The following is a 25,509-nucleotide window of genomic DNA, read 5'->3' as shown; positions in this document are numbered from 1 at the left end:
TTAGCAACTGTCGCTATTGACTACTGAACCATGCGCCTAACGTACAAGTGTACACTTAAATGCCCAAATTTTATTTTATAATAGAAAGTAGAGTGAGAGAAGAAGAAAAGGAGACTAGCTATGTCAAAGACTAACAGTGAGCAAAAGGAGGAGACAGTAGAAGAGAGCTGTCAGCTCTGTAGCCGCACAAATCTACCCTTGACTCGCCATCATCTTATTCCGCGCTCACGGCACAACAAGGCCCGTACGCAGCGCCGCTTTAGCCGCACTGAGATGAGTGGCGATATTGCCATGCTATGTCGTCCTTGTCATAGCCAAATCCATAAAATTTTTACTAATCATGAGTTGGCAAATTATTATCATACGATAGCGCGCTTACAAGAACATAGCGAAGTCGAAAAGTTTGTCAATTGGGTAAAAAAACGGCCAACGGGGCTGAAGATAAGAGTAAGAAATTAAGCTTATAAATAGCGATGGGAAAACAATACTCGCATTATAGATACTGATGACCTACAATGACCACCCCTTTGTTTACGGTAGTTTAACCTTTAAGAATAGGTCTAGACAGCAGTCCTAACTATCGGTAATTAAAACGAACAAAGGATTATTTAAGTTCTCAGTCAACATAAGGAGATGTGATGAGTAATCCTCAAATCCCCGCATCAAAAAACGCAGACGCTAATCCCAACCTTGCTCATGAAAATGATCCTTTGCAAGGTAGCTATGCCGAATTACATCAACCCTACGCAAGTTTTGAGAGTCGCGACGCTTATCTCAATCATGAATTACAAATCATGCAACCTAAGCGCTGGCGACCAAATTTACCTTTTAGAGATTATCGTTTCGAGTTTGAAGATACCATTCCGGCGATGGCAGCTACTATCGGTAAAGTCGTGATGGTTGGCGCTATTGCCGCAACTTTTGCAGGGCCTCTTGGTTTAGGAGAAGCCTTTGTTTTAGAAAACGTGCGTTATGAGCTGCTCATAGTCGCGTTTTTTGTCATTTTATTCTCAGGTTTTTTGCTGCCTACTGCCAACCTTGCTGGTACTCATGGGCCGCTGATTCCTCTTATTCCGATTGTCGTTGCCGCCGGTGGCCACCCTATGGCTTTTGGCTTACTCATTGGCGCTTTTGGTCTGCTGCTTGCGATCAGCAAAGGCGGAAGCTTATTGGCCAATTTAACCAGTAAGGGGGTGTGCGGCGGTCTGCTGCTCTATCTTGGCTTTATTGGGACTATCTCACAAGTCAAAAACCTTTTTGCTTGGGCAGAAGGCATTGGTATGGCGCATATTGCCTTTGTGGTGATTTTGCTCACTATTATCCTGTATGCGGTGTTAGAAAACTATCAAAAGCGATGGCTTGCCGTGCCGCTCAGCTGCTTATTAGGCGGCGGCGTGGCCTTTGCTATGGGCGCACCGTTTGAATTTAAGACCACGCCTGGTTTGCCTAATATGAGTCCGATGTACTGGTGGGGCGAAAACACCGGCTGGATGCTAGGGCTGCCAACGATTGAGAGTTTCATTGTGGTACTACCCTTTGCGGTATTGGCAGTGGCGATGTGGTCGCCGGACTTTTTGGGACATCAGGTGTTTCAAAAGATTAGCTATCCTGAGCGTACTGAGCGCGTGCGTATGGATATCGATGATACGATGATTAGCGCTTCGGTGCGTCAGGTAGCAGGCTCGGTACTTGGTGGCTCTAATTTTGCTTCTTCTTGGGGCACTTATATTGTGCCTGCCGCCATCGCTAAGCGCCCAATCCCAGCTGGCGCGGTACTAACCGGACTATTTTGTGTCATCGCTGGGGTTTGGGGTTATCCCATGGATCTTGCGATTTGGGAGCCAGTCATGTGTGTGGCCTTAATCGTTGGAGTGTTCATTCCGCTACTCGAGGCGGGTATGGAGATGACCCGTGAAGGTAAAACCACACAGTCGGCGGCGATTGTTGTTTTTGCCTCAGCGTTAGTAAACCCAGCATTTGGGTGGTCTATTACTTTAGTATTAGATAACTTAGGTCTGATTGGCTCAAAAGAGCGCAGTGCCAACTTATCTAAGATGAGTCGCTGGATCATTCCGGTAGTCACCTTTGTGATCTTGACTGGGGTGATGGCCATTGTGGGTATGCTGCCTGGTATTCCGGCACTATTACCAAGCTTTCGCCACTAGGATAGGGTTGAAGGTTTAACACAGGTACAAACATAAAAAGCCAGCTTTATTAAGCTGGCTTTTTATGCTATTAGATTTTATAGGGTATATATAAGCTATTTTCGCTCTTATGTACTCTTTATATCTTAGATGTTTTTTATATGAGTGCCATGGAGCTTATGACCTTAATATAGTTAATTCGAAATAAAACCAATATATTTATTTTCTCGTGCTACTGGTATAAATTTTATTTGCTTGCTGTGCGCTTCGCACTCCAGAGGCTGCACAAAATTTATCCCAGTAGCACTGTGTCGGATTTGAAGTGAATCAACTATAGCTATCTAGCGGCGCTACTATTTTTCAGCGCGCACTTTATCCACTAAGAAGTCTACCACTTTAGGGACTTTCGCGCTCTCACCGGATACCACGTATTTGCCTTGTACTACGACGGCAGGGACACCCGTGAGCTGATAACGCTTGGCGCCTGCTTGTGAGCGTCCGATTTTGGTGCCTACTGCAAAAGAGTTATAGAGGCTATTGAATTTCTTTTTGTCGACGCCTTGTGAGGCATACCAATTAGCGAGTGAAGCTTGGTCAAATAGTTTTTTACCATCCTTGTGGATTGCATCGAATAGCGCATCATGAGTTTTGTCTTCATAACCTAATAGCTGCGCGGCATAGAACCCACGAGCGCTAGATTCCCAAACTGGGTTTAGGGCGGCGGGAGTCTTGAAAAATGCGACATCTTTGTCTTTAGTTTTTGCCCATTTTTCCATATGCGGGTTCAAAGAGTAACAATGAGGGCAGCCGTACCAAAAAAACTCACGAACAATGATAGCATCACCGCTGATTTTTTCTGGATTATCAAGAACTTTATAATCTTTACCGGCGACATAATCGGCCGCTTGTACGCTCATATTAGCAAAGCCAATGGCGCAGGCTAAACCAGTCAATGCGAGGACACGTTTCATACTTCTTCCTTTAATTCTTACGGCTTGAGGGTGTTAAGAGGCACTTATCAAAAGTGCTAAAAAAAGGTTAAATACACTTCGGCTATAATAACGTAAAATGACCGTCATTGTGAACCGTATTCTTAACCAATAGTTGCCGCGCTGTAGCTATTATTTATAGCTTGAGAATGTATAAACAACTATCTATTTTATCAGACGTTCACAATCGGTCACTAGGTGGCTAAGGTAATATAACGACGCTCATGCTAACATTACCTATGGTTTCTAACGCTATTGATACTAGCAGTAGAGTGTTTTTAGTATTAGCTTGCTAAGACCTCATCGCTATCACTGATGAATTCTTAGTTTTTTGAGCCTATCGAATCTAATAACAACGACAACGACGATAACCGTATTCAAGGATATTTCTATGAGCGCAACGCAGCCCCATCAAAATACAACCAACAAAAATCAAGATGGACAAGAGGATATAGCAGAGCAAACGGTCACGAATGTAGACCCTGGTGAGGTTGATAAGTTCAACCAGCTTGCAGGCGAGTGGTGGGATAAGACAGGGGCGTTTGCGACTTTGCATGAGATCAATCCGCTACGTCTCAATTGGATCACTGAAAACGTTGAGCGCGGGTATCAAAGCGCGGATACTAACAAAACCGCAGCTGATGGCTTACAAGGTAAAAAGATACTCGATATTGGCTGCGGCGGTGGGATTTTATCTGAGTCTATGGCGCGGCGCGGCGCTGACGTCACCGGTATCGATTTGGGTACTGAGAACCTAAAGGCAGCGACCCTGCATGCACAGCAAAGCGGTTTAGAGGAGACGCTACGTTATCAGCATATCGCGGTTGAGACTGTAGCGGCGCAGATGCCAGCTCAGTTCGATGTGGTCACTTGCATGGAGATGTTAGAGCATGTCCCAGACCCTAGCGCTATCGTACAAGCTTGCTATGATCTATTAGCGCCAGGCGGCGTCTGTGTATTATCGACGATCAACCGTAATCCTAAGTCCTATTTGTTTGCTATTGTTGGCGCTGAATATGTACTGAGATTATTGGATCGCGGTACGCATGATTACGCCAAATTCATCACCCCAGCTGAGCTGGATAAAATGGCACTCAACGCCGGATTTAATCGCCAAGATATTATTGGACTACACTATAACCCCATTACCAAGCGCTACTGGCTTGCACAGAATGTCGATGTCAATTATATGATGGCAGTGCATAAGCCTATGGATCAATAAGCCTATGGATCAATAAGACTAAATCAATAATGCTGAAGAGATAAGCGTAAATGGGTCTTTTATAACAGCATAATACTCATCAATTAAGGCAGCGACTATGACTAATTTTGTGAAGGCGGTACTCTTCGATCTAGATGGTACTTTGATCGATACTGCTGCTGACTTTGTGCGTATCATTGGCAAGATGAGCCAAGAGAATGAGTGGCAAGCGCCAAGTGATGCCGATATTCGCCAGCAAGTCTCTGCTGGTGCCTCAGCAATGGTCAAGCTCATGCTAGAGCATAATGGTCAAGTCGGCGTCACTGAAGAGGAGCTACTCACTTATCGGCAGCAGTTCTTGGATGATTATGAGGCCGATATCTGTGTCGATAGTTGTGTTTTTACTGAGCTTGACGAGTTACTACAGACCCTTGAGAAAAACGGCACCCCTTGGGGCATCGTCACGAACAAACCCCGCCACTTAGCAGAGCTACTACTAAGTAAACTACAGCTCGATGAGCGCTGTTCGGTACTGGTCTGCCCTGAAGATGTATCACGTACTAAGCCTGATCCTGAGCCTATGTATTTGGCCCTAGAAAAACTAGGCATAGCGCGTGGCGGCTCTGCTTGTGTGCTGTATGTTGGCGATCATATACGCGATATCGAAGCAGGCAATGCCGCTGGCATGCCTACCATTCTAGCGGCTTATGGCTATATCCCTGCAGAAGATCAGCCTAACCTAAAGAAGTGGGGCGCATCTCATATTGTCAAAACGCCAAAGCAGCTTAAGCAATTATTATTAAGGTCTGGTAATTTTGATTACTTGTAAACAGTCGCGCTTTTTAAATTAGTCAATCTCGTATAAACCCTATCGATAGCAGTGAGTAATACCATGAACAACACTACAAGCAGTACTGAGAAAAACTCTGAGCAGAATACAACAAATGAAAATAGCTATCAGCCTTTGAGTCATGAGCAAATCCGTAATTTTGTCGCAGAAGATGACAGCTTAGAGGGCAAAGTGATTCTAGTGACTGGAGCAGGGGACGGTATTGGCCGAGTTGCCGCTTTAACTTATGCACGTTTTGGTGCAACGGTACTACTCTTAGGACGCACGACTAGTAAGCTTGAAGCAGTCTATGATGAAATCGAAAGTATGGGCGGTAAGCAGCCCGCTATTTTACCTATGGATCTCGAAACGGCCAGTTATGATGAGATGCAAAAGCTGGAACGGCTAATCGATAAGGAGTTTGGTCAATTAGACGGTCTTCTGCATAATGCAGGTATCTTAGGCGCGTTGACCCCGCTTGAGATGTACGACGTCGATATGTTTGCCAAGGTGATGCAGATAAATTTCACCGCTACCTTTAAGCTGACTCAAGCGCTACTGCCACTGCTAAAAGATGCCAACAATGGCTCTATTGTCTTTACCTCAAGCACAGTCGGTACGTATCCTCGCGCTTTTTGGGGCGCGTATGCTCTATCTAAGCAAGCGCTAGAAGGAATGAGTGATATCTTTACTCAAGAGACGCAAAACACCACCAATTTACGTTTTAATTGTATCAATCCGGGTGGTATCCGCACCAACATGCGTGCTCATGCTTATCCAGGAGAAAATCCCATGAGTTTAAAAACGCCGGAAGACATCATGTCAGCCTACGTCTGCTTGATGAGTAACGAAAGTATTGGTGTACGCGGGCAAGTGGTTGAGCTACAGCCAAAAGATTAAGAGGTGTTACTTAAACTTGCATGAATACAAAGCGTAAAAGTAATTTGGGTAGCTATAGTTGATACTAAATGAAATAGATGCGTCGTACTAGGATGCGAAACTGGTATAAATTTTCTTTAGTTGCTTGATGTGCTAATAGAAGCTACAAAAAATATATACCAACAGCAAGATATCTGTTTTATAGTAAATACGACTCTGTTTTTTGTCAAAACTACCAATGATTTTTACTTAGGATAATACTTATGAATAAGTCCATTGCTGCTGCATGTGTGCTGCTAAGTTGTACTTCAGCTTTTGCGCAAACCACGCTTTTTGATCCTTCCATCGAGCACAATCCTCAGGATGGTGTCATAAAGCTGTATGGAGCAGGTGGCCCACATACCGCTTTAAGAAAAGTGGCAGATGTCTGGGAAAAGCAAGGTGGTACCAAGGTAGAATTAATAGCAGGACCTGAAGACAAATGGTCGGCTGACGCTCAAGCTGATGCCGATGCTCTGTGGGGAACTTCTGAGCAATCAATGACTGCATTTCTTGAGACATACGAAACTTTTGATCATGAAAAAGTTGAACCCATTTATATCCGACCAGCAATCATAGCTGTACAAAAAGGAAATCCTAAAAATATACGTAGCTTTGATGATTTATTAGCTAAGGGGATTAAAATAGTTGTGACCGAAGGTAAAGGAACGTATAACACGTCAGGCACTGGAGTGTGGGAAGATGTTGCAGGGCGTAAGGGAAGCTTAGATGATGTTGCTCGTTTTCGAAATAACATTGTAGCCTATTCATTAGGATCTGGAGCTAGTTTTAAAGCCTTTAAAGAGCAGAAGGCAGATGCTTGGATTACTTGGCCCAACTGGCCGATTCATAATTCTGAAGATATGGATATGGTTTACATAGATAAAGATCGTATCATTTGGCGTGATTTGAACATTGTGATATCGCCAAAAGCTGACTCTCAAACACAAGATTTTCTCAATTTTTTGCTGACAAGAAAGGCGCAAAAGATTATGAAAACGGAAGGATGGCAGCGATAGATAAAAAGCAATACAAACATACTTTATAAAGAGATAGAATTTAAATATAACTCTTAATCAAAAGTAAATCATAATAAACGTTTGTATTGAAATAAGCGCATTCTAACCCCATCTATCTGTTATTAAAGACTTTTATTCTAAAATTAAAAGCTCAGTACTACTGATAAAGGTGAATTATGGCAGGTGGCTGGTCAAGAGATGGCGCAGAGCATGAGCAAATGGATGCAACTGTTAACGATGCTGTAGATCGCGCTAGAAGTGCGATACCTAAGGGTGAGAGTAGTGAGTACTGCGATGAGTGCGGTAATCCTATTCCCGAGGCGCGGCGTCATGCTTTGCCTGGCGTACAGCACTGCGTCAGTTGCCAGACAATGCTCGAAAAAGAGGCAAAAGCGGCAGAGCTATTCAATCGGCGCGGCAGTAAAGACAGCCAATTGCGCTAATTTGTAAAAGCGAATCAATAAAAAAAGACCACCGTTGCTATTTTACTTAGCAACGGTGGTCTTTTTTGTGAGTGTGGCATTTTTTGAAAGGTAGTCTTTTTATAGGTAACTAGAGTCTGTCTTCAAGCACCAGCGCCATCAGCTGCTGGTCATAAGCCTGCCAATCATCTTTACTAAGACTGATGGTTGACCTAACGTTGTCTATCGGCAAATCATTATCGGTCTGCAAAATGACTTCTAATCGGCTATCGATGTGGGCGCTCGTCGTGGTGATAGTCAAGCTGTCAGGTGTAAAGTTAATCTTTAACCAGCCGTCAGAGGTATGAACCATGCCTTTAATACGTTGCCAGTTAGGCAATTTTAACAACCATTCTTGTAAACCATCAGCGTTAAATACGTAATGTGCAGGCAAGCGCCAGCCCCCTAACAGCATGTCTTGTTGTTGTTCGTGATAGCGGTAGGGGAGCTCAGTATCTGCCGCTATGCCGTCATGACTTTCATTGTTTTGTATAGCTTGATTAGACATCAAGCCAGTAAGTGGCTGTCTAGTAAGTGGCTGTAAGGAAATGCGAATCTGATTAGGCTGGCTTTTATTGGTAGCGCGTTGCCGAGAGATGGTATGGCTTGGTTTGGTCAGCTGTGCTATCAGCATTGATAAGGCGGTATTCAAAGCAGTTATCTTATTTGAGCGATCATCCACGGTGTGAGGCTCAGATTCTGTCCAGATAGTGGTCACGTCAGGATTGAGCCGTGTTATCCATTCTTGTAACGCCTGCCTCTCATTTTCACTCAGCTGCATATAGCGATTGATCACCAAGACATCAGCGTCACGGACATGCGCTTGAAAACCATCGTGCGAGCGATACTTTTGTTGTTGCCATTGCCCGCCACTTAGCACCGTTATTACAGCCTGCATATTGAGTGCTGTTTGCCAATGTGGCGCGCTCAGTTGTTGTATCAACTCGCGTGGGTGTGCCAATCCGGTGGGTTCTATAATAAGGCGCTGCGGACGATGATCGCTAAGCAGGCGGGTAATCGCAATCTGTAGGGGCAGCTGACTGGTGCAACAAATACAGCCGCCGCTGACCTCCCGTACCGCGATCGTCTCTTGCGCCGCCTGCCACCAATCAGCACCTTTTAGCAGCGTACCATCAATACCGATACGACCAAATTCATTAATTAAGAGCGCCCAGCGCTGCTCGGTCGGTTTGGTAGTCAGTAAGTGATTGATGAGGGTCGTCTTGCCAGCACCCAAAAACCCTGTCACTAAGGTGCAAGGTATGTTTTGAAAAATAATTGGGTTTTTCACAGGTATGCTCATCATATTGGCACGTGTTTGTGAGTAACCAAACACGGCCTATATTAAAAGGAATTAGATCAGTCAAAAGCTATTCGCTTTTGGCTTCTTCTACTTCGGCCTCGTCAGGAACAAAGACGTAGCCTACGCCCCAAACGGTCTGAATATAGCGTGCTTGTGACGGATTGTCCTCAATCAAGCGGCGCAGGCGTGACACTTGGACATCAATAGAGCGCTCCATAGCACCCCATTCGCGACCACGGGCTAGGTTCATAAGCTTATCGCGTGTTAAGGGTTCACGCGGATGCTGAACCAGCGCTTTTAGGACGGAGAACTCACCTGTAGTCAAGGTTACCACATTGCCGTCGCGTTTGAGCGTACGCGTGGATAGATCAAGTGTCCAAGGGCCAAACTCTACGACCTCTACCTGATAGCTTGGTGCGCCAGGTAATTCGCGGTTCTGCCGACGAAGTACTGCTTTGATGCGGGCGAGTAGCTCTTTTGGATTAAAAGGTTTTGGTAGATAATCATCAGCGCCGGCATCTAGTCCAGCGATACGATCGGCATCGCCGCCTTTTGCGGTCAGCATAATGATCGGGATGTCGGCGTTATCTTCGCGCAAGCGCTTACAGATACTGATACCGTCTTCACCTGGCAGCATAAGATCAAGGACGATAAGCGAAAATAGCTCGCGCTGCATCAGCTTGTCCATCTGACTGCCGTCGTGTGCGGTACGTACTACAAAACCATCATCTTCTAAAAATCGTTGTAACAACGAGCGTAAGCGCGCGTCGTCATCAACGACCAATATGCGCTGAGTGAGCGTATCTGAATGATTATTGTCCGTCATGTATCATATCCTTTTATGAGGCTTATTATTGTCAAAGCGACTTTATCTGATAGTGTCGTGATTTGTAAGCACACTGCTGTTTTAATCTAATGCTTGCCAGCCACGAATTTTGTGTGATGACTCAATATTTATATGTCTGTCTTCAGTGTATAAGATTGCACCGCGAAATGCATCATTCATCCGCACAAATGCTGTATGGGTTTGTTTAACAGCGTCAAATAGCAAGTTTTTGCTTCAATCAACGCGGTATCAGCCCTGATAAATAAGGATTTTATAAAAAGGATTTTTATTTATGCAGCTTTTGCTATAATGCCAATCACCATTTCTCAACGATTGATACGTATATGAGTAGCACTGATAGCTTAACGTCATCGGCAGTCTCAGCAAATGCGCAGGGATTAGATGCAACCACACAAGCCAATATCCACGACAAGCTTGCCCGCAAGCTTGGTATTAAGACGGCTCAAGTCAACGCATTTGTCAAACTTTTCGATGAAGGCGCAACGGTTCCTTTTATTGCGCGTTATCGTAAAGAAAAAACGCAAAACCTTGACGATGCTCAGCTCAGAGCATTAGAGAAGTCGCTCAGCTATGAGCGCGATATGGCCAGTCGTCGCCTAAAGATCACTGAGCTGCTACGTGCACAAGGCACACTCACGGATGAGCTGCAAGCCCGTATTGATAATGCCGCGTCAAAACTTGAGCTAGAAGATATCTACTTACCTTATCGTCCGCGTCGTCGCTCCCCTGCAGCCAAGGCCCGCGCAGCCGGTTTAGACAGCGCAGCAAAAGCCCTATTAACACAAGAGATTACGCCGACGCAGGCGCTAGCGGACTATCAGCTGCCTAGCAGCGTCACCGACGATAGCGGTAATGAGATCGATGTTGACTTTAGCGACCTTGATAAGCAGCTGGCTGGTGTTCAGGCCATCATCGTTGATGAGTGGACGCAGGCGCTTGATCTACTCGATAATCTGCGTAGCGGCTTTGCCAAAACCGCTAGTGTCGTGACAGCGGTTGCTAGTGAAGAAAAGCGCGAAGTCGGCGAGAAGTTCAAAGACTACTTTGATCATAGCGAGAGCTTAGCGCGTCTGCCCAATCATCGCCTACTAGCCATGCTACGCGGTCGTCAAGAGAACGTCTTAGGTATAAAAGTCGATGGCGAAGATGCGCCCTTTATCGAAAAAATTATCAACCACTTTAATATTGATGCGACAGCGCCAAGGGAGCGCCGTGAGTTCCTCATTGAGGCTGCAAACAGCTTATGGAAAGACAAATGGCGTCCGCATATTGAGCATCGCTTGTTGACCGAAAAGCGCCTAGCCGCAGAAGCTGACGCGATCGATGTTTTTGCTAACAATTTGCAGCATCTGCTGATGTCAGCACCCGCAGGTCCAAAAGTGATCTTAGGTGTTGACCCTGGTATTCGTCATGGCGTCAAGATGGCAATCATCGATGCGCAAGGTCATGTCATGCTGGATAGTAGCGATAAGCCCGTTATCGCTACTGTGTATCCTTTTGCTCCAGATAACAAAATGGATGAGGCTAAGGCGCTTATCGATGAGCTATTAAGTACTTATAATGTCGATTTGGTCGCGATAGGTAACGGTACCGCCAGCCGCGAAACTGACGCTATGATAAAAGAGATTTTGTCGGCTAACCCGTCACTACAAGCCAAAGCCGTGATCGTCAATGAATCAGGCGCTTCGGTCTATTCTGCCAGTGAGCTTGCCAGTGATGAATTGGCTGACTTAGATGTCTCGGTACGCGGTGCGGTTTCTATCGCCCGTCGCTTGCAAGATCCGCTATCTGAGCTCGTCAAAGTCGATCCAAAGGCGATTGGCGTTGGGCAATATCAGCACGACGTTAATCAAAACCAGTTGGCCGATAGTCTAGATAAAGTCACCCAAGATAGCGTCAATGCGGTAGGCGTCGATGTCAATACGGCAAGTCCAGCAATACTGACGCACATCGCGGGTCTCAATCGCAACGTCGCCCAGCAAATCGTCAATTACCGTAAAGAGCATGGCGCTTTTGCTAATCGAGAAGCGCTAAAAGACGTTCCGCGCTTGGGAGTCAAGACTTTTGAGCAAGCCGCTGGGTTTTTACGAATTCGTGATGGCGATAACCCGCTTGATGCGACAGGCGTTCATCCAGAGAGCTACGCGCTGGTTGATAGCTTGCTGGCGCAAACCGGTAAAGCATTGCCAGAGGTGCTGGGTAATGATGGTGTATTAAATAGCATTGATACCACAGCGCTGGCGGCCAATAACGACAATGTCAGTGTAAAAGCCATCATTGAAGAGCTGGCAAAACCTGCGCGCGATCCACGTCCTGAGTTTAAGACAGCAAGCTTCCGCGATGATGTTAATAGTATCAAAGATCTAGAAGAAGGGATGACGCTTGAGGGCGTTGTGACGAATGTGACGGCTTTTGGCTGTTTTGTAGATGTGGGTGTGCATCAAGATGGACTAGTGCACATCTCGCAGATGGCTAATGATTTTGTCGCTGATCCGATGAATCGGGTCAAACCAGGCGACATCGTCTCCGTACGTGTCATCTCCGTCGATGAGCCGCGTGGACGCATTGGCTTTAGCATGAAACCTGAAGCGCAAAAGTCTGAAGGCCGAGTGAAGCCTGCAGCGTCTGTCAAAACTAAAGAGGCAAATACTAATCCCGATAAGGGCAATCGATCCAAAGATAAGCGTTCAGCGCCACGTGGTAAGCGCGCTGACAAGGAGCGCAGAGGTGCGAGTAATCAGCCTAATCGTACGTTAAAGCCAAAAGCGGAGACGCCTAGCAGAATCGGTACGCTAGGAGCGCTATTACAAGAAGCTGGCGTCACCAAAAAGAAATAACGATATGTCTGTAAGCTTACAACAGTAACTAGCACAAAAAAGGCAGCCAATTGGCTGCCTTTTTTATGAATGATAAGCAATCATTAATGCTTATTTACCATAAATATTATATTATCTATCGTACTACAATGCGGCGACTTTCATTAAACTCAATCTCACCTGGCTGAGTCGCTAAAAGCTCACCACGCGGATCTTGTTTTTTCTCTCTAAGAGTGACCGGTGCAGGAGTAGTACGCATATCTGCTGGAGTGACATTACCGCTATTCACTTCACCTTTTATCAGTGGCTGATAATTAGCAGCACTATGCTGCATATTTAACGGTTGTACTCTATTTGCCGTATCGCTATCTAGTTCCACTTCACCCGGCTGAGTAGCCAGTAGCTCACCACTAGGGCCTTCAACTTTAGATTGCAAAGTAGTAGGCGCTGGTGTGGTTCGCATATCAGCGGGAGTAATCTCGTTATGGGCAGCTACCGCTAAGCTTGGAGCTATCAAAACAGCTCCTATTGTTAGGTATAAGAATTTTTTTTGCATAAAATGCTCCTTATTTCTAAATGAGTTATCGCTTATATATGAATCATAGCTTACATGTCATATATAGAGTATTTATTATTCTACTTCTACCTCTACATCAGCATCAGGAACGCGAATCACTGGGAAAGTTTGATCCACTTCGGTTTGATTTAAGATAGCAGGATCTACTTCTTGACCGACGATAGCTGCCTGGCGACCATCTTGAATAGCGATGGCAGTACCTGCATTGGTATCAACGCGCTGTATCTGGTCTGCAGGAGCGATGATTACTTCTTTCACGCTATAAGTAGAAGGACGAATAACACGTCTGGTCTGTACGACTACTGGCTCGACACTACGCGCTTCAGCGATAGCAACTTGCGCTTCTGGTGCTTTCATTTCACCGATAACGGGAGTAGGGAAGTTGCTACCAAAGTGATTATCACATTGCTGCATAGTCACGCGTACTGGGTTACCACTGCTATCCATATAGACGTTCACTGGCATGTCCGCTGCGAAAGGAACATATTTACCGACTAATGCGCCAGAAACACCATAACGACCATTTGATTGACCTACGCCTAGATCACAAGCGCCTGCCTCATAGTCAGCGGTACGTAAGTTATTATCACTAACGACGCGCTGAGGAATCATGACCTCTGATAAACGCATCTTTGCAACGCTAGCTTCACCTGCACGCGGCATAGGCTCTTGGTAAGTATAAGGTGTATAGTATTTCGCTGAGCCATCTTTAACTGCCATGACACATTCATCATAAGTGTCATAACCGACGTTACCATTACCATCTGTAGTCATAGCGGCGTTGGCGTTAACGCCTGCCATAGCAAGGCCTGAAGTGAGTACAGCTGCTGTTAATACATTGAATTTCATAATTATTCCCTCTCAATTATTATCATTAGTGTTTAGCAAAACTCATAGTTACTCTTAAACGCTAGTCGGTTTTTATCTTATTGAAGCGACTTTATTATTTAGACAGAACCATCTTCTGGGAGATAGACACTTACAGTACTTAGCTTTTACTAATCGGTAAGTGCTTATTAGCAATGACTAACGCCTAGACACAAACAATACTACTTGAGCACATAAAGCATCGCTGTGTCATTCGGCTAACAATGTGTAGTATTATGTGTTGAATATCTAAAAATCAGCAGTGTCATTTACGCAAGTGATACGTTGTTAGTATTTGATAACATTGTATATGTCAAACAAGCCAGATAAGCGGTAACAGATTGCACCACTGCCCACACTTATAAGAGAGGGCCTAAATAAAAAAACCGCATTCTATTTATGGATAGAATGCGGTCGTCAGTATTATATAGGCTGGATCAAGCTAAACTAGCTAGCTGCTAAACAGTATTTACGAATGATAGCTATAGGCAGATTATTTATCTTCTACCACTTCAAAGCTCAGGCCAGAATGCTCCTCAAGGCGAGCGATAAGCTTATCGCCCATCGCAGATGCAGGCGTCCAGAATCCGCCTTTAACATCCTGGTGCGAGATGTCTTGCGCCAAACAAAGAGCAGACTGCGCAAGCATTCTTGATGTACTGCCATAACCTGGATCTCTATCGCCGGTCACTTTTGTACTGATAGAGTCGTTACTTGGGGTATAACCGAAGAAGCGAATATCGAAATAGCCATTTTCTTGCTCTGATTTAGAAGGGCCAGAGCCTGATTTTGGTAGTACGTGCTTAGAGAGTAATTCGCGGCTAGGCTTGAACATCATAGTAGTGGCAAACCCGAATAATCCTGCACTCAAAGCATAGCTCGTCAGCTGACCTTTGACGCCATCTTTCATCCACATCGCTTCGTCATATTTGAACTCACGACCATACTCATAATCTGTAAGCTGATTGGTACGATGGACGATACGGGTGTTGATACTGGCCATTACAAAAGGCGCCAACCAGCGGCCATGCTCGCTGTCATATTCAGGTTTGCTGACATTTTTTTGACGCACATTTGGCGCATCAGCATCGTCGTTGAGCAGATATGGATTAGCAACTTGCTTACGGCGTGATTTGTCTTTGCCAACCTCTTCAAAAATAGTCGCCATAGACGCAACCGTACCGCCAGATAAACCGCCCTTGGCTGCTTTGACGCGCATATGAATCTTTTCACAAACCTCATCAAACTGCTTTTCGGCCTGCTGCTGAGTGAAATACACACCCAAGTCTGAGGGAATAGAGTCAAAACCACAAGAGTTCACGATACGAGCGCCACTCTGGCTCGCTGTATCTTGATACTTGTCCATCATGTCTTTGATGAAAATCGCTTCGCCGGTTAAATCGACATAGTCAGTACCGTTATTGGCACATGATTTGATCAACGGTTCGCCGTATTTTAGATAAGGGCCGACGGTTGAAATCACCACCTTAGCTTGCTTGGTCATCTCATCGAGGCTCGCCTCATCATTACTATTAGCAATGATGATATCGACCTTTTTAGCTGAGCCTGAGTCACTGATCTCAGATTGGAGTTTTTTTAATTTTTCTTCGTCGCGTCCAGCGATGGCCCATTCGATATCATTAGAGTCTGCTAAAAACTGGGATAAGTATTTAGCAGTAATCTGACCTACAAAGCTTGTAGCACCATACAGAACCACAGCGTAGGGACGATTGTCTTGTTTTTCTACAGAGTTAGCCATATTCAATTTCCTTATACATTAGGTGGTAAATCTAGATTTGCGATAACGAGACTAGTAGCTATGTTAAGTCACGGACTCATAAATTCTAAGTCACAGACTAACAACAAGTCACGTTACGCCACTTTGTTACACATTATTTTAGGCTGGGTAGTACTAAATAATGATGAAGCTACCTTAGCAAAATAGAGCAGCTTCCGTTGTCATACTCAATAATATAGGTGGTAGCAGCAGATTATATTTTAAAGGTATACAACGCTTGCCAAAGGTGAAACGAGTCACCTATGCAGTCATTCAATAGTATTGTACGCTGTTATCTATTTTGCTCGTAGGTATATGTCATACAGTTGTATATAAGCGCCAACAATATCGATGAACCCTGTCAAAGTGCTACAAAACTAAAGCACTAGCTACACAGGTTACATAACATAGCCTGATGCTTACTAAAATCAACGTAGCTTGGGTTTAAAGTAACTATATAAAGTTGCTAATCTATTCTCGTAAGCCAAACCTCATACCGAGGCTTTAGGCTTTTAACAATAATTTTTATAATGTAATAAATACTTTATCAATTAAACACTTTAATCACTCATGGCTTTTAGTATTACCTTTTAAGCGCTATTAAAAGCAAGTATTAAAGAAACTAGATACTGACCGCGTAAGCGCCTTATAGTAATTGAGTGCGTTAAAGTTTTAAAGTTAATTCGAGGAGAAGCAATATGTTTCGCTGGGCTATTATTTTCGCTGTTATCGCACTTATCGCTAGCTTGTTAGGTTTTGGAGGTGTTGCAGGATTATCGTCGAACTTGGCATACATTTTCTTAGTGGTTGCCGTCATTTTATTCATTGTGGCTTTTGTCGGTCGCAAAATGTAGTCAGTAATACAAGCATTAGACAAACCATTGTTAAAAAGAAAAACGTCCTACTAAAGGACGTTTTTTATGCTAGTTATCTTTTTATGATGGTTATCTAGGTTAAATAAGCCTCTTTTAGAGTCTTGTGGGCTGTACGATATGCTGCATACGCTTCGCCAAGCGAATATCTAAACTACTAATACCACCTGTATCATCAGTAGTCAGCCGGACTTTGACAGTATTATAATTATTCTGCCATTCAGGATAATGCTCTAATGCTTCAGCATAAAAAGCCGCTTGGGTCATAAAGCTGATGGCTTCTACAAAGTCATTAAATTCGAACGATTTTACAATACTGTTTCCATCGCGCTGCCATCCTGGTAAGTCTTGCAACTGCAGGTCGACTTGTTTTTCAGATAAACTACTCATAGCAATATCCTTTATTATTATAGCGGTCACTCTAGTATAGCGCCCGCGGTTGTAGTAATCACTAACAAATACTCTTCAAAACGGTCTATGCAAGACTGACTATACTAAATCTTGATACTCAGGGTGCTTATTGACATAAGCCTCTACAAAAGAGCACTGTGGAACGACTTTTTTATCATGCTCACGAGCGTAATCCAAGGCATGTTTGACTAACGCTGAGCCCACGCCGCGTCCGCCTAGAGCCTGCGGTACGATAGTATGATCATAGACTAAGGTGTTGCCTTGATCTTGATAACTGATATAACCCGTCTGTCCGTCAATAGTGGTCTCAAAACGATTTGCTGCTAGGTTATGAACAATATCTAAGTTTGGTTTGGTCGTTTGGTTATTCATTATACAACTCCTTTTATTATTATAAAATTTTTAATAACGGCCCTATTTTCTAAGGATTAACGAAAAAGGCAGATTTATTAAATACTATAGACTTCTTGCATAAGTCATCGCTAGCCCTTGCAACTCCGTCAGTGAAAGTCAATAACTGGTACTTTTGCAAGAAATCTTATGTCGTCAGTAAATACTTTGTACTGGGTTGAGTATGTAGGATCGATACCAAACAATCTAGTCGCTTACCGTAATAGTCGATATGACGATTGTTAATAGTATTAAAGTCTTTTAATCTGCGTTAAAAATGTGAATATATCACCATGCATAAGCTATCGCCTTACGAATGACAGGTGGCAAGAATCGACTAAGACCCTTTGCTATCTCGCTCTCTGGTGTCGACTTATGTGAATGAGTGGTAGTATCCGCAGCCGATACCGACTGGTAGGCTTGCCACTCTTGCTCGCTGGGCTTACTAAAGTGATGAATACGTCCCAATACTTGTCGTAGCTGTGTACTAAAACGTCCAGTGTTGTAGGCCAGATTGTATTTGTGGCAGATGGCTTTTACTTGCGGGGCAATACTGGCATAGTGGCTGGCGGGCATATCAGGGAAGATATGATGCTCAATCTGATGGGATAAATTGCCTGTCAAAATGTGAAACCATTTATTCCCTTTGATATTGCTAGAACCCAAAATCTGACGCACATACCAGTCGCCTTTGCTCTCATCAGTATCGAGATGGGTATAGATATGCGCTTGCTCAGTGAAATGACCACAGAAAATCACCGCCCACGTCCACAGGTTACGAACCGTATTGGCTGCTATGTTGCCACTCAGTGTACTCATAGCGCTACGACAACCTAGGGTCAAGGCGGCTATGGCTGGCAAGGCAATATAGTCTTTGCCTACTTGTCGGCCAATTTTGGCAAATAGTGCACGAGATTTTTGTTGCATGATTTTATGCAAGTCAGGGGAGTCGGCGTATTCATCGACACTGATCTGAATATCATGAAAGGCAACTGCCCATTCAAAGCCAAACGCCAGCACCGCTGTACTAAACATATTGTAGCGATCTTCTGGCGTCCAAGGCTGCTCATCAGTGACCCGAATCAAATGATAGCCAACGTCATGATCTCGACCAACAATATTGGTAAACGTATGATGTAAGTAGTTATGCGAGTGTTGCCACAATGGCGCAGGGCAAACAATGTCCCAGTCAAACTTTTGACTGTTCAGATGCGGGTGCTGCATCCAGTCGTATTGACCATGCATGACATTATGTCCAAGCTCCATATTGTTGAGTATCTTGCTAAAACTAAGCATTGACGTACCCAATAGCCAAGTACCTATCTGCGAGCGGCGTGATGACATGCGTCCTGCGACAGCCAGTAAACCACGGGCGACAAGCTCACTATAAACCACAGTCGCATAAATCCGCTGAATGTATTTGGCGTCATCGCTACCTAATGAGTCCATCACACCTTTATATAGCGCATTTAATTCTACTGCCAAGGCATCACTTTGTGCTTTTGTTAATGGTGCATGGGTCACTGTTGGATAGCGAATTTGCTGTGTTGATATAGTTGGCTGCCCGCTATCATTTTTTGCCAACGGTGCATCGGACAATGGCGTCAAGATAGGTACGGCAGAATGTGCTGTATCAATAGGTGGTAATAAGCGCATATATAAATCCTTAACCGAAACGGCACGAATAAACAGCACTGGATTCGATTTTATGAGTTATCTGAGTTTTAGCATACAATATGAGTTAACATCAGTCTATTTTTTAGTTTTAAGAGGTCGATAGTCAGGGGCTAGTGGTCGTATTTTTTATTTCAGCAGTGCTAGATGTCTAACACCACGTCTGTCATAGCGATATTGAGGCAGGTTTGGATAGACTCGTAGCCATCACTACTTATCTTGCCAGTTTGGATGTTTTTGACCACGCCGCTCACTTTATTGCAACGGCACAACTGGCAAATTCCTTGCCTACAACCATGCGCTAGGCGTATACCTGCATTTTCGGCAGCGACCAATAATGTGGTGTCGCTATCGAACTGCCGTTGCCGTGAGCGTAAGTACACCGTATGCGACTCTGTCTGTAGTGCATTATCTAGTACTTGATTGCCGCCGCTATCAAAATCAGGCAATGCATTGCCAAAATTTTCTATAATAATATTGTCACGTAGCTGATTGCCCTGCGGTAAAATGATTTCTGACACTGCTTTATATAAGCCAGCTAATAACGCTTGTGAACCGCAGGCAAATATCTGCGTATCTGCCAAAGGTAGATTAAGTGATAATAAACCCTCTGCACTTAAGTATCGTTCGCCAGCCAGATAAGTAGCAGGGTTGTCAGTATGGATAAAATGATAGCTGAAGGTTGGATAGGTATCGCTCAGTTGTTGCCATTGGCGTTGAAGCTGAGGAAGTTTCGACCGACTATAATGTAGCAGCGCCACCTGATGTCCGTCTGCTAGTGCTTGCGTAATAAGTCCTAGCATAGGCGTGATACCGCTACCGCCAGCGACAAATAACAAAGGGTGCAGTTTTTGGTTATTTGGTTCTCTATTATCTAAACTTGTCTTTGCCTGTGCCAAAGTAAAATGACCCAGTGGCATACTGGTATCAACGATGCTAGATAGCGACAGTTGCTTGGTCAAATAGTCAGATACTAACCCTTGCGGTTTAACAGCAATAGTAACCGTATGACGTTGGCTTTTTGCTGACTTAGTAATGACGGCATCATCTTGCCACCACAATGGTTGATTCGCCAATCCTACGATTGAATAGCTGCGCTGATGATAAACCCCATCGATAAAAACACGTAAATCAAGATACTGACCGCCTTGCCAATCATCTGTCCCTTTGGATATCTGCTGCCTAAACGCTCGATTGGTCTCAAATTGCAGTGCGATCAAATCCTCACTCATCTCATATCGAGCAATAAGGCGTAGCTTGGGTGTCGTCAATGACCAAAACGGATGTAAGCGCGACCCGATAAAATCGACAAACGCACGTTGAACTATTTCAGGGCGATAGCCGTTGGCCATATCATCAGTACCTGTATAAATATTATTAAAAATATATGAGAAATAATGACTCAGCTTATAGCCAGTTTCATTGATGGCATACTAAACCATTATTTTTTGCGTTGTTAAGCCACTCTAATATGTTAACGGCTATTGATTAACTTTGCGAAAGTTTTGATGCTATTTTTTGTAGTTTTTATCAAACAGCAATAAGTCAGAATGTTAATCTCGTAACCTCAGAAAAATATTTTTACCCGCTTTTATCCAGAAACAGCGATACTCTATGACAAAAGCTGCAAAACAAGGGGTAAAACAACCTGTTAGCTTGCAGGGTATGCGTCACAATGCGATAATGACCTATAATTTGTAACCCTGATTTTGAGGTACGGCACGCTTGGCAGCATCGCTGAGTGGCATTTGCTGTTCTCTTCTATGCAGTCTATCGGAGTGTTAATGGCTCAATATATTTACACGATGAACAACGTGTCAAAACTTGTTCCGCCTAAGCGCGAAATTCTAAAAAATATCAATCTGTCTTTTTTCCCGGGTGCCAAAATTGGTGTCTTAGGTATCAATGGGGCAGGTAAGTCGACCTTGCTACGTATTATGGCGGGTGTGGATACTGAGTTCAGCGGTGAAGCACGCGCGCAGACAGGAACCAAAGTTGGTTACTTGCCGCAGGAGCCACAACTCGATGACAGCAAAGATGTGCGCGGCAACGTCGAGGACGGCATGCGTGAGGCGTTAGATGCGTTAGCGCGCTTAGACCAAATCTATGCTGAGTATGCTGAACCGGATGCCGATTTTGATAAGCTCGCAGAAGAGCAGGGCAAGATGGAAGATATCATCCAAACTTGGGATGCGCATAACCTAGAGCCGCAGCTAGAAAAAGCCGCTGACGCGCTACGTCTACCGCCTTGGGATGCTGATGTCAGTAAGCTATCAGGTGGTGAAAAACGCCGTGTTGCTTTATGTCGCCTGCTACTATCACGTCCCGATATGCTGCTACTCGATGAGCCTACTAACCATCTGGACGCCGAATCAGTCGCTTGGCTTGAGCAATTCTTGCAAAACTATAGCGGCACTATCGTTGCCATTACCCATGATCGTTATTTCTTGGATAATGTGGCGCAGTGGATTTTGGAGCTTGACCGAGGCTATGGCTACCCGTATGAAGGTAACTATACTGAGTGGTTAGAGCAAAAAAACAAGCGCTTAGAGGAACAACAGAAGCAAGAAGAGTCGTTTGCCAAAGCGCTGAAAAAAGAGCTTGAGTGGATTCGTAAAAATCAAAAGGGTCAGCAAGCCAAGTCTAAGTCGCGTGTACAGCGTTTTGAAGAGCTGAACTCAAAAGAATTCCAGCAGCGAAATGAGACCTCAGAGATTTATATTCCGCCCGGTCCGCGTCTAGGTAATAAAGTTATCGAGGTCAATAACATCTCTAAATCTTTTGGCGATCGTCTGCTGTATAAAGACCTTAGCTTCAATGTACCAGCGGGCGCTATCGTCGGTATTATCGGTCCGAATGGTGCGGGTAAAACCACGCTGTTTAACATGATTACTGAGCGTGATACTCCTGATACCGGTTCTGTCGATCTAGGCGAAAGCGTTAAGGTCGCTTATGTCGGCCAGGTACGTGATAACCTCGATGACAAAAAAACCGTCTGGGAAGAGATCTCTGATGGTTTAGATATTATCACCGTTGGCGACTACACCACGCCAAGTCGTGCTTATATTGGCCGTTTTAACTTTAAAGGTTCAGACCAACAAAAGCACGTCGGTCAGCTCTCAGGTGGTGAGCGTAACCGCTTGCAGCTGGCGAAGACCTTGAAGCAAGGCGCGAACGTCCTATTACTCGATGAGCCCTCTAACGATTTGGATATCGAGACCTTGCGTGCGCTAGAAGACGCTATTCAAGTGTTCCCAGGTACAGTCATGGTGGTCTCGCATGACCGCTGGTTCTTGGACCGTATCGCCACTCATATCTTAGCCTTTGAAGAAGAAGGTCCGATTTGGTTTGACGGTAACTACACTGAGTTTGAAGCGTACCGCAAAAAGACTATGGGCGATGAAGCTGGTCCTAAGCGCATGAAGTATAAGAAAATCACCAATTAAGCGAAAAAGTCGCTTTATGTTAGTACACAAAAAGACCGCTAATCAATTAGCGGTCTTTTTTTTGAAGCGTTATAGATAGTGAAGCGTGATAGATAGTAAGGTAATCAGCGTTTACGGCCAAACTTACGCTGTTTTTTATTACTAATCTCGGTAATAGCGTGGGTAATCTCTGTGTCATCGAGACTAGCCACTTGTTGCAAGATTTGCATCATATCAGGGGTCAAAATGTACTTGGCATGATGAGCGATATTATTGATACGCTGATCGAAGCTTAGTACGCCAGTCTCTGCATCTTTTTGTACATAGTTGAGACGAATAAGGGCATTGACGAAGCTCGTAAATAGTGAGCGATCAAAGAAGTCAGGAATATCATCGGCATAGAGCACAGATAGACGTTGACCCAATAGATGGCACAGATCGACCACTTCGCTTTCAGTTAGATTGCCTGAGCCTTGCTGTGCAAGCAGCGCTAGCGTCATAAAGTAACGTTCAAGGCTTTGCTCGATAGGCGTCGCGAGTACTTGTAGCTGCTGATAGCGGCTACTGTTCGTTTCAGGGGCGCTGAGAACGCCATCTTCTAATTCAACAATTAGCCCATGTTCAATCAAGTTATTTATCTTTTGATTGAGGACCGCTTGCAGGCTCTGCGCTGAATAATATAAAAACAGCTCACCTTGCAAAAACGGATACAGCTGCGAGACGATATTATCTAAGCGGCTACGCTCAATACGGCCATTACGAGCGACGAGCGCAGCTAAGAAAGAGAGTAGGATAAAGACATGCAAAATGTTGTTACGGAAGTAACTGAGCAGCGCTGCTTGCTTGCCTGCGACTTGAATGATATCTCCTAAGATATGCGGTATGCGCTCGATGAGCTTGAGCTTGATACCATAATCGATGATGTCTTGGGGACTCATATCGGTCACAACCGTATCATCGGCATAAGGCAGGGAGCTGGCAATGCCTTGATACAGAGCGATTTGTTCGCGGCATATATCTTCATCGAGCGCCGCTTTTGGCGCTGATAAGAGCACTAATGACAATAAGGAAACGGGATTGACGACTGCCGCCTTATTGATATGCTGCATAATTTTGACGCCGATATTATCGACCATCGCACTAGCCTTGTTATCGAGCGGCGTATCTGTACGATCAGCAGGTAGACTGTCTGCTTTTACCTCGAACTTTTGCAAAAAGTCGCTCAAATGCAGCGGCGTACCGAAGCTTAGATGCACATTACCAAAGATACGCTCGATCTTTTTGGTGGCTTTTAATAAGCCAACCACCGACTCTGACTCTTTTGGCTTGCCTTTGAGCTCACCGATATAAGTGCCGCCCTCCATAATGCGTTCGTAACCGATATAAGTCGGAATAAACACAACTGGCTTATTGGTTTTGCGCAGTTGACTGTGTACCGTCATCGCTAGCATCCCCATCTTCGGCGGCAGCAGACGACCTGAGCGCGAACGCCCGCCTTCAATGAAGTACTCAATAGGGGTGCTACGACTGATTAAGGTGTGCATATACTCGCGCAGCACCGCTGTATACAAGACGTTACCGCGAAAGCTACGACGAATATAAAAAGCGACCGCGCCGCGTAATAACGGCCCTAATACTGGCACATCTAAGTTATCACCGGCTGCCACATAAGGAATGCTCAAGCCGCGCTTATAGATCACATAAGACAATAATAAATAATCCACATGACTACGATGACAAGGCACATAGATAATCTCGTGATCGGTGGCAAGCTCTCGTACTCGCTCAAAATGATGCACTTCCACGCCATCATAGAGCTGTGTCCACAGCCAAGTCAAAAAGCGCTCAAAGACTCTGATAATCGAGTAAGAGTAGTTATTGACCATCTCATTGGCGTAGCCGCGAGCGACATTACGCGCTTCATGTTCAGAGACGCCGGTGTCACTGGCTTCTTTTTCGATAGCATGTTTGATAGCGGGCGAATAAATCAGCTTGTCGACCAAGTTACGTCTATCGGACAAATCAGGCCCTAGCATACTCGCGCGCTGCTTATCTAAATACAGATCGAGCTGATATTGTAGGTTACGCAGTAGTTCTCGATTGGCATCAAAGGTCGCAACCAAAGCCGTGTTAGTACTAGCTGCCTGCTGGGGTTTGTTAGTCTTAGGGTTGTCCGCTTCCTCTGAATCATCATTTAACTGGTTATACACGATAGTACGTAAGTCCTGCGGCGCATGAAACTGTACAAAAGTGTCGCGGCCCATGACGCCGATATTGAACAGCTGCTTAGTGATACTAGGGTCTTCCCAGTTGTCTGTCATGAGTAGCTTAAATAAGGAGTCTTCTTTTTCAGGCGCGCGTCCCCACAGAATCGATACCGGCACTAGTCTGATATTGAGATCAGGATGCTGCAACGTGGCAGCAACCAAACGCGCTAGGCGCGGTGAGAGCTGATCGTCTGTGGCTTTTGGATGGTTCAAAAAGATAATAGCTGCGTTTTCATCGATGTCATGAGCTAAGTCTTTTACCCCAACGAGAGCTGGCGGCAGCTGATACTCACTAGTCTGCAAATCAATAAGGATACTGTTGGAGCGTGAGTAGTCTTGCAGTACATAAAAAGTCAGAGTCTGCTCATCATTAGCAAGCTTAGGCAGCTCGCCTAATAGCTTAGGTTTGACCGTGACGCCAAGTGCTTTTCCAGATAGTTTGCGGTAGATTTGGCTAATAGGCGCTTTACTGTAAGAGGTGCTCGCCAGCTTATCGTCATCAGCGTAGATATCGACGGCTTGGTCCGCGTCTTTAGCATGATAAGTAGTCGCTTTAGTAGCCACTGAGCTATCAGTAGGGGTAGCGCTCGACGCTTTTAAAAAGCGTTTTTTTAGGAAACGGGGTATCATAATTAAAATCATATCTGCAAAATGTAATACGCTTATGATGCCACAAAAGTACAAAAAGCGATATATGGCCTTCATCAATATCAGTATCTATA

21 protein-coding genes are annotated in these 25,509 nt (G+C 44.7%); 10 read left to right on the top strand and 11 right to left on the bottom strand.

What is annotated here, in order from left to right; genetic code table 11:
- The first annotated feature begins 120 nt into the window (after positions 1–120).
- Positions 121–459, top strand: a complete 339-nt coding sequence (locus JMY03_RS12190; protein WP_025646725.1) for an HNH endonuclease — start codon at positions 121–123, stop codon at positions 457–459.
- A 179-nt stretch (positions 460–638) separates the two neighbouring features.
- On the top strand, positions 639–2,165 hold the full coding sequence (locus JMY03_RS12185; RefSeq protein ID WP_025646724.1) for a DUF3360 family protein: 1,527 nt from the start codon (positions 639–641) through the stop codon (positions 2,163–2,165).
- A 332-nt stretch (positions 2,166–2,497) separates the two neighbouring features.
- Here the strand turns inward: JMY03_RS12185 and JMY03_RS12180 are convergent, their stop codons facing one another.
- Positions 2,498–3,115 carry a thiol:disulfide interchange protein DsbA/DsbL gene (locus JMY03_RS12180; protein WP_201604051.1) on the bottom strand — a complete coding sequence of 206 codons (618 nt, stop codon included), beginning with the start codon at positions 3,113–3,115 and terminating at the stop codon, positions 2,498–2,500.
- Between the two features lie 409 nt (positions 3,116–3,524).
- Here JMY03_RS12180 and ubiG point away from each other — a divergent pair, with 409 nt between their 5' ends.
- From ubiG to JMY03_RS12155, 5 genes are all read left to right on the top strand, one after another.
- Positions 3,525–4,355 (top strand): bifunctional 2-polyprenyl-6-hydroxyphenol methylase/3-demethylubiquinol 3-O-methyltransferase UbiG, encoded by an 831-nt coding sequence (gene ubiG, locus JMY03_RS12175; RefSeq protein ID WP_201604049.1) that lies wholly within the window; start codon positions 3,525–3,527, stop codon positions 4,353–4,355.
- A gap of 97 nt (positions 4,356–4,452) precedes the next feature.
- Positions 4,453–5,163 (top strand): HAD family hydrolase, encoded by a 711-nt coding sequence (locus JMY03_RS12170; RefSeq protein WP_201604047.1) that lies wholly within the window; start codon positions 4,453–4,455, stop codon positions 5,161–5,163.
- A gap of 63 nt (positions 5,164–5,226) precedes the next feature.
- Positions 5,227–6,063, top strand: a complete 837-nt coding sequence (locus JMY03_RS12165; RefSeq protein WP_201604045.1) for a YciK family oxidoreductase — start codon at positions 5,227–5,229, stop codon at positions 6,061–6,063.
- 242 nt (positions 6,064–6,305) lie between these two features.
- Positions 6,306–7,100, top strand: coding sequence for a substrate-binding domain-containing protein (locus JMY03_RS12160; RefSeq protein ID WP_201604043.1), 795 nt, complete (start codon positions 6,306–6,308; stop codon positions 7,098–7,100).
- A gap of 176 nt (positions 7,101–7,276) precedes the next feature.
- Positions 7,277–7,543, top strand: coding sequence for a DksA/TraR family C4-type zinc finger protein (locus tag JMY03_RS12155; protein ID WP_201604041.1), 267 nt, complete (start codon positions 7,277–7,279; stop codon positions 7,541–7,543).
- Between the two features lie 109 nt (positions 7,544–7,652).
- Here JMY03_RS12155 and JMY03_RS12150 read toward each other — a convergent pair whose 3' ends face one another.
- Positions 7,653–8,852 (bottom strand): CobW family GTP-binding protein, encoded by a 1,200-nt coding sequence (locus JMY03_RS12150; RefSeq protein WP_227675624.1) that lies wholly within the window; start codon positions 8,850–8,852, stop codon positions 7,653–7,655.
- Positions 8,853–8,931: 79 nt separating this feature from the next.
- Positions 8,932–9,690 carry an osmolarity response regulator transcription factor OmpR gene (gene ompR / locus JMY03_RS12145; protein WP_201604039.1) on the bottom strand — a complete coding sequence of 253 codons (759 nt, stop codon included), beginning with the start codon at positions 9,688–9,690 and terminating at the stop codon, positions 8,932–8,934.
- A gap of 344 nt (positions 9,691–10,034) precedes the next feature.
- On the opposite strand from ompR, the gene JMY03_RS12140 reads away from it, so the two are divergent.
- Positions 10,035–12,548, top strand: a complete 2,514-nt coding sequence (locus tag JMY03_RS12140) for a Tex family protein (RefSeq protein ID WP_201604032.1) — start codon at positions 10,035–10,037, stop codon at positions 12,546–12,548.
- A gap of 115 nt (positions 12,549–12,663) precedes the next feature.
- Here the strand turns inward: JMY03_RS12140 and JMY03_RS12135 are convergent, their stop codons facing one another.
- The 3 genes from JMY03_RS12135 to JMY03_RS12125 all read right to left on the bottom strand — a co-directional run bounded on the left by JMY03_RS12135 (position 12,664) and on the right by JMY03_RS12125 (position 15,730).
- Positions 12,664–13,083 (bottom strand): hypothetical protein, encoded by a 420-nt coding sequence (locus JMY03_RS12135; RefSeq protein WP_201604030.1) that lies wholly within the window; start codon positions 13,081–13,083, stop codon positions 12,664–12,666.
- A gap of 75 nt (positions 13,084–13,158) precedes the next feature.
- Positions 13,159–13,953 carry a hypothetical protein gene (locus JMY03_RS12130; RefSeq protein ID WP_201604028.1) on the bottom strand — a complete coding sequence of 265 codons (795 nt, stop codon included), beginning with the start codon at positions 13,951–13,953 and terminating at the stop codon, positions 13,159–13,161.
- Positions 13,954–14,464: 511 nt separating this feature from the next.
- On the bottom strand, positions 14,465–15,730 hold the full coding sequence (locus JMY03_RS12125) for a saccharopine dehydrogenase family protein (RefSeq protein WP_201604026.1): 1,266 nt from the start codon (positions 15,728–15,730) through the stop codon (positions 14,465–14,467).
- 716 nt (positions 15,731–16,446) lie between these two features.
- Between JMY03_RS12125 and JMY03_RS12120 the strand changes: the two genes are divergently transcribed.
- Positions 16,447–16,602 (top strand): DUF1328 domain-containing protein, encoded by a 156-nt coding sequence (locus tag JMY03_RS12120; protein WP_025646712.1) that lies wholly within the window; start codon positions 16,447–16,449, stop codon positions 16,600–16,602.
- Between the two features lie 114 nt (positions 16,603–16,716).
- Here JMY03_RS12120 and JMY03_RS12115 read toward each other — a convergent pair whose 3' ends face one another.
- The 4 genes from JMY03_RS12115 to JMY03_RS12100 all read right to left on the bottom strand — a co-directional run bounded on the left by JMY03_RS12115 (position 16,717) and on the right by JMY03_RS12100 (position 20,447).
- The gene (locus tag JMY03_RS12115) at positions 16,717–17,010 is read right to left on the bottom strand and encodes a 4a-hydroxytetrahydrobiopterin dehydratase (protein ID WP_201604024.1); all 294 of its coding nucleotides are present in this window, start codon (positions 17,008–17,010) and stop codon (positions 16,717–16,719) included.
- 99 nt (positions 17,011–17,109) lie between these two features.
- Positions 17,110–17,403, bottom strand: a complete 294-nt coding sequence (locus JMY03_RS12110) for a GNAT family N-acetyltransferase (RefSeq protein WP_201604022.1) — start codon at positions 17,401–17,403, stop codon at positions 17,110–17,112.
- Positions 17,404–17,709: 306 nt separating this feature from the next.
- Complete coding sequence (locus tag JMY03_RS12105; protein WP_201604020.1) at positions 17,710–19,077, bottom strand: fatty acid desaturase family protein; 1,368 nt, start codon at positions 19,075–19,077, stop codon at positions 17,710–17,712.
- A gap of 161 nt (positions 19,078–19,238) precedes the next feature.
- Positions 19,239–20,447 (bottom strand): flavin reductase family protein, encoded by a 1,209-nt coding sequence (locus JMY03_RS12100; protein ID WP_201604018.1) that lies wholly within the window; start codon positions 20,445–20,447, stop codon positions 19,239–19,241.
- 432 nt (positions 20,448–20,879) lie between these two features.
- Here JMY03_RS12100 and ettA point away from each other — a divergent pair, with 432 nt between their 5' ends.
- Positions 20,880–22,541 carry an energy-dependent translational throttle protein EttA gene (gene ettA / locus JMY03_RS12095; RefSeq protein WP_201604016.1) on the top strand — a complete coding sequence of 554 codons (1,662 nt, stop codon included), beginning with the start codon at positions 20,880–20,882 and terminating at the stop codon, positions 22,539–22,541.
- Between the two features lie 104 nt (positions 22,542–22,645).
- Here the strand turns inward: ettA and plsB are convergent, their stop codons facing one another.
- A complete protein-coding gene (gene plsB / locus JMY03_RS12090) occupies positions 22,646–25,417 on the bottom strand; it encodes a glycerol-3-phosphate 1-O-acyltransferase PlsB (protein WP_201604014.1) in 2,772 nt (923 codons plus the stop codon).
- Between the last annotated feature and the right edge of the window lie 92 nt (positions 25,418–25,509).

Origin of the sequence: Psychrobacter submarinus (assembly GCF_904846685.1) — a bacterium.
GTDB lineage: Bacteria > Pseudomonadota > Gammaproteobacteria > Pseudomonadales > Moraxellaceae > Psychrobacter > Psychrobacter submarinus.
This window is presented reverse-complemented; position numbering and strand designations above follow the sequence as displayed.

Excerpts from the sequence above, each read along its gene's own strand:
- JMY03_RS12140 (WP_201604032.1), top strand. The coding sequence starts at position 10,035 with ATGAGTAGCACTGATAGCTTAACGTCATCGGCAGTCTCAGCAAATGCG.
- JMY03_RS12125 (WP_201604026.1), bottom strand. The coding sequence starts at position 15,730 with ATGGCTAACTCTGTAGAAAAACAAGACAATCGTCCCTACGCTGTGGTT.
- ubiG (WP_201604049.1), top strand. The coding sequence starts at position 3,525 with ATGAGCGCAACGCAGCCCCATCAAAATACAACCAACAAAAATCAAGAT.
- JMY03_RS12130 (WP_201604028.1), bottom strand. The coding sequence starts at position 13,953 with ATGAAATTCAATGTATTAACAGCAGCTGTACTCACTTCAGGCCTTGCT.
- JMY03_RS12110 (WP_201604022.1), bottom strand. The coding sequence starts at position 17,403 with ATGAATAACCAAACGACCAAACCAAACTTAGATATTGTTCATAACCTA.
- JMY03_RS12100 (WP_201604018.1), bottom strand. The coding sequence starts at position 20,447 with ATGGCCAACGGCTATCGCCCTGAAATAGTTCAACGTGCGTTTGTCGAT.
- JMY03_RS12135 (WP_201604030.1), bottom strand. The coding sequence starts at position 13,083 with ATGCAAAAAAAATTCTTATACCTAACAATAGGAGCTGTTTTGATAGCT.
- JMY03_RS12190 (WP_025646725.1), top strand. The coding sequence starts at position 121 with ATGTCAAAGACTAACAGTGAGCAAAAGGAGGAGACAGTAGAAGAGAGC.
- JMY03_RS12105 (WP_201604020.1), bottom strand. The coding sequence starts at position 19,077 with ATGCGCTTATTACCACCTATTGATACAGCACATTCTGCCGTACCTATC.
- JMY03_RS12160 (WP_201604043.1), top strand. The coding sequence starts at position 6,306 with ATGAATAAGTCCATTGCTGCTGCATGTGTGCTGCTAAGTTGTACTTCA.
- JMY03_RS12165 (WP_201604045.1), top strand. The coding sequence starts at position 5,227 with ATGAACAACACTACAAGCAGTACTGAGAAAAACTCTGAGCAGAATACA.
- JMY03_RS12115 (WP_201604024.1), bottom strand. The coding sequence starts at position 17,010 with ATGAGTAGTTTATCTGAAAAACAAGTCGACCTGCAGTTGCAAGACTTA.
- ompR (WP_201604039.1), bottom strand. The coding sequence starts at position 9,690 with ATGACGGACAATAATCATTCAGATACGCTCACTCAGCGCATATTGGTC.
- plsB (WP_201604014.1), bottom strand. The coding sequence starts at position 25,417 with ATGATACCCCGTTTCCTAAAAAAACGCTTTTTAAAAGCGTCGAGCGCT.
- JMY03_RS12120 (WP_025646712.1), top strand. The coding sequence starts at position 16,447 with ATGTTTCGCTGGGCTATTATTTTCGCTGTTATCGCACTTATCGCTAGC.
- JMY03_RS12185 (WP_025646724.1), top strand. The coding sequence starts at position 639 with ATGAGTAATCCTCAAATCCCCGCATCAAAAAACGCAGACGCTAATCCC.
- JMY03_RS12155 (WP_201604041.1), top strand. The coding sequence starts at position 7,277 with ATGGCAGGTGGCTGGTCAAGAGATGGCGCAGAGCATGAGCAAATGGAT.
- ettA (WP_201604016.1), top strand. The coding sequence starts at position 20,880 with ATGGCTCAATATATTTACACGATGAACAACGTGTCAAAACTTGTTCCG.
- JMY03_RS12180 (WP_201604051.1), bottom strand. The coding sequence starts at position 3,115 with ATGAAACGTGTCCTCGCATTGACTGGTTTAGCCTGCGCCATTGGCTTT.
- JMY03_RS12170 (WP_201604047.1), top strand. The coding sequence starts at position 4,453 with ATGACTAATTTTGTGAAGGCGGTACTCTTCGATCTAGATGGTACTTTG.